This is a genomic window from Proteobacteria bacterium CG1_02_64_396, from assembly GCA_001872725.1.
GTDB lineage: Bacteria > Pseudomonadota > MNWR01 > CG1-02-64-396 > CG1-02-64-396 > CG1-02-64-396.
Map to the genome: position 1 here is coordinate 1 of MNWR01000013.1, position 8,477 is coordinate 8,477.

At 63.4% G+C, this 8,477-nt stretch carries 6 protein-coding genes; 2 read left to right on the forward strand and 4 right to left on the reverse strand.

The annotated features are described in order from the left end of the window. Positions 1–918: 918 nt before the first annotated feature. Both AUJ55_01385 and AUJ55_01390 read right to left on the reverse strand, forming a co-directional pair. On the reverse strand, positions 919–1,143 hold the full coding sequence (locus AUJ55_01385; protein OIO61071.1) for a hypothetical protein: 225 nt from the start codon (positions 1,141–1,143) through the stop codon (positions 919–921). 395 nt (positions 1,144–1,538) lie between these two features. Next, positions 1,539–2,708: a cell filamentation protein Fic gene (locus AUJ55_01390; protein OIO61072.1), complete on the reverse strand. Its 1,170-nt coding sequence runs from the start codon at positions 2,706–2,708 to the stop codon at positions 1,539–1,541. A gap of 204 nt (positions 2,709–2,912) precedes the next feature. Between AUJ55_01390 and AUJ55_01395 the strand changes: the two genes are divergently transcribed. Both AUJ55_01395 and AUJ55_01400 read left to right on the forward strand, forming a co-directional pair. Beyond that, positions 2,913–3,518 (forward strand): hypothetical protein, encoded by a 606-nt coding sequence (locus AUJ55_01395; GenBank protein ID OIO61073.1) that lies wholly within the window; start codon positions 2,913–2,915, stop codon positions 3,516–3,518. Beyond that, entirely contained in the window at positions 3,515–4,213 is a 699-nt protein-coding gene (locus AUJ55_01400) for a hypothetical protein (protein ID OIO61074.1), read from the forward strand. The genes AUJ55_01395 and AUJ55_01400 overlap by 4 nt, the downstream gene beginning before the upstream one ends. A 132-nt stretch (positions 4,214–4,345) precedes the next feature. Here AUJ55_01400 and AUJ55_01405 read toward each other — a convergent pair whose 3' ends face one another. After that, positions 4,346–4,963, reverse strand: a complete 618-nt coding sequence (locus tag AUJ55_01405; GenBank protein ID OIO61075.1) for a hypothetical protein — start codon at positions 4,961–4,963, stop codon at positions 4,346–4,348. 95 nt (positions 4,964–5,058) lie between these two features. Then, on the reverse strand, positions 5,059–7,725 hold the full coding sequence (locus tag AUJ55_01410) for an ATPase (protein OIO61076.1): 2,667 nt from the start codon (positions 7,723–7,725) through the stop codon (positions 5,059–5,061). Positions 7,726–8,477: the final 752 nt, after the last annotated feature.

Here is an 8,477-nt window from a genome sequence, read left to right on the forward strand (position 1 = left end):
CCGCGCACTTTTCCGGTGGGGGCTACCCTGGTGACCTGGACGGCCAGCGACACCAACGGCAATCAAGCCTCCGCAACCCAGGTGGTCGTTGTCTCTTCGGTGGTTCCAGCTCCCACGCCCAACCCAGCACCACCCCCGACCGCGAATCTTCCCCTCGATCCCGGCGCGGCAGGCAGGGCAACCGTGGAGGGGATCGATTCGGATGGCGATGGGGTGCGGGACGACGTTCAAATTTGGATCGAAACGAATTATCCGAATTCGGAGCGGATGAGGATGGCGTTGCGGCAGGTGGCGGTCACCACGCAGGAATATATGAAAGGAGCAGCCAGTTTTGATGCGACTTTTCAGAATCATATTGTGGTCAGTCGGGCATTGCGGTGCCTCTATTTTGTCTCAGAAACCCCAGGTGAAGCGCATGATTCATTTGCCGAATTACACGCAAAAATATTGAACACATTGATGCGATCAAAGGTCATGTTGTCAGCAGATAGGCATCTAAGCGGTATGATTCTACGGGGGTACAAGGGGCCAAGAAATGAAGCTTGTAATTTTGACCCTAATGCACTGGCAAACTAGGAGGCGTCCATGAAAGTCATATGGAAAATATTTACATTAATCGTAACTATTCAGCCCCACCCCTAAAAAAACGCTTGACAAGGTTTTCCCAAGAAAAGCCAGTCCTCGCCTTAATCTACCGGGAGCCGCTCAAAAGGGTGTTTCCTGTGCCCCATAAGGCGCCCTAACCCTCGCCGATGCAGGGGGGGGTGTGCGGGGCTCTTCAGCGCGTGAAGAACGGGGTCAGGTCTTGAAATACCAGTTTTACCCCCCCTTACCGTACCCCTTTGACAAGTCGGAACGGGGTCAGCGTCAGGGGAGAGGTTGGGCTTGGGGGTCTCGATCAGCAGGTGGTAGTGGTTGCTAATGCTCTAAGCCGACCGCGTCACTTTGCTGGAAAATCCGATGGTAGTCGGCCCGCTTGTTTTGCCCGCGCGTGTGCAGCTTGCCCCGAACGATGATCCGTCCCTTGGTGAGGGGGAACTCCTCCAGGATTTGGGTCGCGATGTCCCACCCCGCCCGCTGCAACGCGGGGGTGATGTATTTGGTGCAGATGTCGCGTTCGGTCAGCGCTCGTTTGTCGATCAAACGGGGCTCCTCTTCCTTGGTGCGATGGACTTGGGGGGACGAGGCATCAGATTGGAAACATAGCATTGGTGGGGTATTGGGCACAGGCAACAAAAACCCCGCAAGGCTCACGCCCTGCGGGTTTTTTTGTTGGGTCTTTGGGGGTGCGGCGACCGGTCGCCGCATGAGCGGTATGCGCGGGTTGCGGTCCACGAGCGAGTCGAACCGCGACCCGCCGGGCTTGGGTGGGGGGCATTCAGCCGCGACCGCATCCGTGTGGCGACCTCTTCCTGTGATGCGACCTTGCCCTCGGCGATCTCCCGCTCGCCCAAAGCAAGGGTTTCAAGGAGGGGCTTCCCGTGGGCATCGCCGACATACATCGCGATGTATTGAGGAGTGGCGCATGACGTCCCCTTTTACCGTGCCGGAAGCTCGGTCCCCTCGTTCAAAATCGCCACATAGTCGGCGTAGCTGAAGAGGCGGTTGCGTTTTTGGAGGGTCAATTCCCGAACGATGTCGAGTTGTACCAAGTTGGCGAGCGCCTTGTTCACCGTGGCGGGGGTGAGACCGGTTTGAACGACCAGCCAACCCGAGGTGGCGATGGGGTGGGCCATTAGGGCGCGGTGGACCTGAAGGGTCGAGGCGGCCGGTCGGCCCAGCGTCGAGATGGCGTCGCGGTGGCGATCGGTCAGATCCACGAGCCGCCGCGCCGTATCCACCGCCTGACCGGCGGTGACGACGACCGCCTCGGCGAAGAAATCGAGCCACGCCTCCCAATCGCCGGTGTGCCGCACGCCGTCCAGCAATGTGTAGTAATACTGGCGATGGGTTTTGAAATAGAGACTCAGGTAGAGCATCGGGGTCTGCAAAACCTTGTGCTCGCACAAAAGCAGGGCGATCAGCAGGCGGCCCAAACGTCCGTTGCCGTCGAGGAAGGGGTGAATTGTCTCGAACTGCACATGGGCCAGCGCCGCCTTGAGCAGGATCGGCGTCGCCTCGGGTTGATCGTGCAGGAAGAGCTCCAGTTGCCCCATGCACTCCATAACCCGATCAGCCGGAGGCGGGACAAAGGCGGCATTGCCGGGGCGGGTTCCGCCGAGCCAATTCTGGCTGCGCCGGAATTCCCCCGGGGTTTTGCTGCTGCCGCGCCCCTGGTTGAGCAATACGCCGTGGACCTCGCGGATCAGCCGCAGCGACAGCGGCAACCCTTCGTCCAGCAGGCGCAACCCATGATCGAGCGCCGCGACGTATTGGCTGACCTCGCGCACATCGTCCAATGGGACGCCGGGGGCTTGGTCGAGCTCGAAAAGAAGCAGGTCGGACAGGGAGGATTGAGTCCCCTCGATCATGGAGGAGAGCACCGCCTCCTTGCGGACGTACATGTAGAGAAACAGCGCGGTATCGGGCAGCAAGGTCGAGACACTGTCCAGCCGCCCAAGAGCCAGCAGGGCCTGGTCGAATTTGGCCCGCAGCTCGGGACTCCAGTCGATGGGGGGGGAGGGGGGCAATGGGGCGGGCACGAAGGCTTGGACCTGTTCGCCCGCCGTCGAGATGGAGACGTAGGTTCCCTGTACGGAGCGTTGCATTTTGGACCTCATCCTAAAATAAGAACCGTCTTTATTTTATTTAAGGGCGACAAGTTGAAATAAGAAAGCGGTTTGTTGGAAGGATGGTGGCGCAAGTCGCACCCGAGCCCCACAGGCCAAAGCGAGCCCCCCCCCGATTCTGAGCCGAACCCAGTGCTGCCGTTGTTCTTGCGTCGTTCGCGAATCGCGAATAGCGTATTCCCCATGATCCTCAAACCCCAAGACATCGTCGTTCTGCTCAAGATTGCCGCCCTGCCGCAGCCGGGGTGGAGCTACGCCCCGTTGGCGTTGGAACTCGGGATGAGTTCTTCCGAGGTGCACGCCGGGGTGAAGCGGCTGGTGGCGGCGGGATTGTTGGATCTTCAGATGGCGTACATTTCCCCCATGGTGCCGCCCGCAATTCGTTCGATGATCGCTAGTCGGGAAATGGCCAATCCTGTTTCGGGTGGTGGAATACAGCGCAAAGGGTTGTTTGATCTACTGCGCTTTGGCGTCCCCTACATTTTTGCCCCCGACCGGGGGGCGATGACGCGGGGGGTGCCAACGGCCCACGCCGCGCCCCCCTTGAATACGCAGATTCTCCCCGATGGTGAGCCGGTTCCGGTTTGGCCCGATCCCGAGGGGGAGGCGCGGGGATTGGCGTTTTCCCCCCTCTACAAGTCGGTTCCCCTGGCGGCCCGGAACGACGCCCGGCTCTACGAATTGCTCGCCCTGGTCGATGCCCTGCGCGGCGGACGGGCCAGGGAGCGGGCGCTGGCCGCCGAATACCTCGAACGTCGCCTGAACGGCGATTGGGATTGGGCGCCATGAATCGGCTCGATCCCAATTTGGCAAACCTCACCTTGGTGGCCGAACGATTGGGGGACATGGTAGGGGAGGTCGTTTTTCTCGGGGGTTGCGCGGTGGGGTTGTTGCTCACCGACCCCGCTGCGCCCCCCGTTCGGGCGACCGTCGATGTGGACGTCATCGCCGAACTCGCCTCGACCGGTGCTTATCACCGCTTCGGCGAGCGGTTGCGGGCGCTGGGTTTTCGGGAGGACAGCTCGGATACGGTGATCTGCCGCTGGGTCGTGGGGGCGGTCAAGGTCGACGTGATGCCGATCGATTCCGACATTCTGGGTTTTGCCAACCGCTGGTATCCCCTGGCGCTGAGTACCGCGACCGAAACGCAGCTGCCGAGCGGGATCACCATCCGCATGGTCACCGCCCCCTGCTTCATCGCCACCAAGATCGAGGCGTTTCTGGGTCGGGGGAACGGGGATTGGTGGGGCAGCCACGATCTGGAGGATCTAATCGCGGTGCTCGATGGGCGGCCCGAGGTGGAGGAGGAGTTGCGGCGGGCCGACCTGGAGTTGCACCGTTTTGTCGCCAAGACCTTCACCCGATGGCTTCAGGAACCCGACTTCATCGAAGCGTTGTCGGGGCATCTGCCCGGAGACATTGCCAGCCAGGGGAGAAAGCAAGGGCTGCTGGGGCGGATGGAGAGGATGGCAACGCTGGGGTGAGGCTGGAGGATCACGCTTCGGCGTAACCGTGGACGCGGCGCAGCGCGTTCCTCCCAAAGGCAATTTCGACCCCCCCCAACCAAAAGGGCAGCCCAGCGGCTGCCCTTTTGGGTTTCTTCACTGCACCACCCCTCAGCCGATGCCGAGCAGCTCAATGTCGAAAATCAATGTCGCATCGGGGCCGATCACCCCACCGGCGCCGCGGAGGCCGTAGGCCAGCCCAGCGGGGATGAAGAGCTGCCACTTCGAGCCGACCGGCATCAGTTGCAGCGCCTCGGTCCAACCGGCGATCACACCCCCCACCGGGAAGGTGGCAGGCTCGCCCCGGTCGTAGGAGCTGTCGAACTGGGTGCCGTCGATCAGGATGCCCCGGTAGTGGGTGGTTACGGTGTCGCCTTCCTTGGGAATCGGACCATTGCCCTGCTTGATCACCCGGTATTGCAAGCCGCTGGGCAGGGTGGTGATCTCGGGGTTTTGCCCGTTCTTGGCCAGGAAGGCCTCCCCTTCGATGCGATTTTGGGCCCCTGCCTTTGCCATCTCGGCCGCCTGTTGTTTGGCGACCTCTTGCTGGAAGGCCTGCATCGCCACCTCGATCTCTTGATCGTTCAACTGCGGCGCCAGACCCGAGACGGCGTCGCGCACCCCCATCGAGAAGGACTCGGGCTCCAGGGCGATCCCCTTGGATTGAAAATCCCGGGCGATGCCCAGGCCGATGGCGTAGCTGACTTTCTGCGCGTTGGTGGTAAGCACAACGGTGTCCTTTCAAAGAGCCGCATGGCGCGGCAAACGGATGAAAAAAGGGGTGAACCTTGGAGGAAAGGGGGGGAGGGGGCAAGTTTCCGGGATCAGGAAGAGGGGCGCCGCAGCCACCCCTTGCGGATCTCGGTGACGGCAAACAGCAGCAGCGGCGCGGCGATGATCCAAACCCAGGCCTGGGCCGGGAAGGGGGCGACGGTGAACAGCGGTTGCAGGGTCGGGATGGTCAGAATCGCGGCGACAAAGAGCAGCTCGAAGGCGATTCCCCCGGCGATCCAGGGGTTGAAGCGGCGCAGCAGTGGTAGCGCGCTCAGTCGGGCGGTGCGGCAGGCCTGCACGTTGCCGATCTGCCCGAAGATGATCGCCGTCAAAAAGGCGGCGGTCGCCTGGGCATAGAGGGGGGTGTCGGGGAGGAGCTCCTCCCCCCAACGCCACCCCCCCGCCGACAGCACGGTAAAAAAGGCGGCGAAGGCGAGCAAAGCCTCGACGGGGCCGGCAATCAAATAGCTGCGCACGAAGGTCGACATCCCGACCAGGTGTTCATCCCTGGGGCGGGGGGGGCGGCGCATGGTGTCGGCCTCGGGAGGCTCGTTGCCCAGTCCGATGGCGGGGAGTACGTCGGTGATCAAATCGATGGCCAGGATCTGCACCACCGTCATCGCCGGGGGGATGGGGAAGAGCACAAAGGCCAAAAAAGGAAGGATCTCGGGGATGTTGCTGGTCAGGATGTAGGTGATGAATTTGCGGATGTTGTCGTAGACCGCCCGTCCCTGTTCGATGGCGGCGACGATGGTGGCGAAGTTGTCGTCGAGCAGGATGATGTCGCTGGCCTCTTTGGCCACGTCGGTCCCCTTGAGCCCCATCGCCACCCCGATGTCGGCCCGCTTCAGCGCCGGGGCGTCGTTGACCCCGTCCCCGGTCACCGCGACCACCTCCCCCATCGCCTGCAACGCCTCAACCACCCGCAGCTTTTGTTCTGGGGCGATGCGGGCGAAGAGCACCTCACCAGAAAGTGCCGAGTGCAGCGCCGCATCCGCCATCGTCGCGAGTTCCGGCCCCTCGATGATGCGGGGGGCTTGGGCGATCCCCAGGGTACGGGCGATGTAGGCCACCGTCTCGGCCTTGTCGCCGCTCATCACCACGATGCGGATTCCCGCCGTTTGGCAGGCGGCGACCGCAGCGGGGACCTCCGGGCGGGGGGGATCCACCAGGGCGACCAAGCCCACGAAGACCAGCCCCTCGGGCTCACCTCCGGGGGCATCGGCGATCCGGTAGGCGAGCGCCAGCACCCTTAACCCGTCGGCGGCGTACCGTTTGGCCTGGGCCGAAATGGCGCTCCGGTCGGCCTCGTTCATCGGGGTGGGGTGGCCACCCCGATGCAGGTAGTGGCTGCGCCCCAGAACCACCTCGGGGGCCCCCTTCACCGTCTGGTAGAGGGTGTCCCCCTGGGTGTGGTAGGTGGCCGCCATGTAGCGGGCCTCGGCGTCGAAGGCGCGGCGGCTCAGGCTAACAAAACGCTCAGTGACAGCGGCAAAGCCGGGCAAGGTGTCGACAAATTGGGCCAGCGCGACCTCGGTGGGGTCGCCATGAAAGCGAACCGAACCGTCGACGTCGCGGGTGGCGATGGCGTCGTGACACAGCGCCATGATCTCGGCTGCGGTCGCCCCGGCCGGGTGTTGCAGCAGGGCAGAGAAGGCGGCCGCCTCGATCTGCATCCCGTCGAGATAGGTGTAGGCGACGTGGAGCCGGTTCTGGGTCAGGGTGCCGGTTTTGTCGGTGCAGATCACCGTGGTGCTGCCCAGGGTTTCGACCGCCACCAGCCGCTTGACCACCGCGTTGTGGCTTCGCATCCGCAGGCTTGCCTGGGTCAACGCCAGGGTGACGGTGGGGAGCAGCCCCTCGGGGACGTTGGCGACGATGATGCCGATGGCGAAGATCAGGTTGCCCCAGAAGGGGTTGCCCAGCGCCATGCCGATGACGAAGAAGAGGGCGCCAATCCCCAGCGCCAGCCAGGTGATGACTCGGACGAACCCCTTGAGCTCTTTTTGCATCGGGGTTTCGGTGCGGTCCAGATTGGTGGTGGTCCGGCTGATTTCACCCAGAGTGGTGTGGGCGCCGGTGGCGACCACCAGCATCCGCCCCTCCCCTTTATGGACCAAGGCGCCGCAAAACAGGGTGGCGTCGGGGTCGATGGTTTCGCTGGGCCGTTTGTGCCGGGGGTGGGATTCCCCGGTCAGGATCGACTCGTCGACCACCAACGGCCCCCCCGCCAGCATCACCCCGTCGGCGGGGATCTTGTCCCCCTCCTGCACGAAGACCACATCCCCCGGCGCCACCTCCCAGGTGTTTTTGAGCACCTTATCCCCCCCTCGCAGCACCACCACGCTTTGGGGGATGTAGGCCAAAAAGGCCAGGGTCAGCCGCTCGGCCTTGTAGGTTTGCACGAACGAAACCAGGGCGTTGAGCACCACCACCCCGAACAGCGCCAGGCCGATCAAGTCGTAGCCGTCGTGGGGGCTTAAGTGGTCGGCCAGCAGCGCAAGCAGGGCGGCGGCGAGCAACAGCAGGGGGAAGAGGGCGAAAAACTCGGCGGCCAGCAGCCGCCAGACCGGGGTGGGGTGGTGGAAGGTGATGCGGTTGTCGCCGTAGCGGGCCCGGCGCACGGCCGCCTCGGCGTCGCTCAAACCCTCTTTGCCGCTGTCGAGGGCGTGCAGCAAATCGGTGCAGGGTTGTCCGGCAGTGTCGGCAATGCGCATGACGGCCCCCTCCTTTGGGGGGAGCAGTGTAGCGCCGCTGGGCGAAAAAAGGGGCGAGGATGTCGGCCGAGGTTTGGGGTTGGTTTTGGTAGGAGCGGTCCCCGACCGCGAATGGGGAGGCAACCCAGCTTCGCTTCGGCCACAGAAGTGGCCTCCCACAGGCAAGGGTGAAGGCCGAGGTTGGGGGTTGGTTTTGGTAGGAGCGGTCCCCGACCGCGAATGGGGAGGCAACCCTGGAACCTCAACCCCCGCCTGCTCGATGTGCCCCGCATCCTCCTTTTGTGCGCTGAAGGAAAAGCGGCCACGGCGGAGCACGGCCTTCCAAAGAGCAACAGCGACCACCTCCACCCAAACCCGATCTCGCCCCGACAACTCAGCTTCGCTTCGGCCACAGAAGTGGCCTCCCACAGGCAAGGGTGAAGGTCGGGGTTTTTTTGGGGGGGGTTTGGTAGGAGCGGTCCCCGACCGCGAATGGGGAGGCAACCATGGAACCTCAACCCCCGCCTGCCCGATGTGCCCCGCATCCTCCTTTTGTGCGCTGAAGGAAAGGCGGCCACGACGGAGCACGGCCCTCCAAAGAGCAACAGCGACCACCTCCACCCAAACCCGATCTCGCCCCGACAACTCAGCTTCGCTTCGGCCACAGAGGTGGCCTCCCACAGGCAAGGGTGAAGGTCGGGGTTTGGGGGGTTGGTTTTGGTAGGAGCGGTCCCCGACCGCGAATGGGGAGGCAACCCTGGAACCTCAACCCC

Bases quoted from the DNA above. Each gene is read 5' to 3' on its own strand.
- AUJ55_01390 (OIO61072.1), bottom strand. From the start codon at position 2,708: ATGCAACGCTCCGTACAGGGAACCTACGTCTCCATCTCGACGGCGGGC.
- AUJ55_01395 (OIO61073.1), top strand. From the start codon at position 2,913: ATGATCCTCAAACCCCAAGACATCGTCGTTCTGCTCAAGATTGCCGCC.
- AUJ55_01400 (OIO61074.1), top strand. From the start codon at position 3,515: ATGAATCGGCTCGATCCCAATTTGGCAAACCTCACCTTGGTGGCCGAA.
- AUJ55_01410 (OIO61076.1), bottom strand. From the start codon at position 7,725: ATGCGCATTGCCGACACTGCCGGACAACCCTGCACCGATTTGCTGCAC.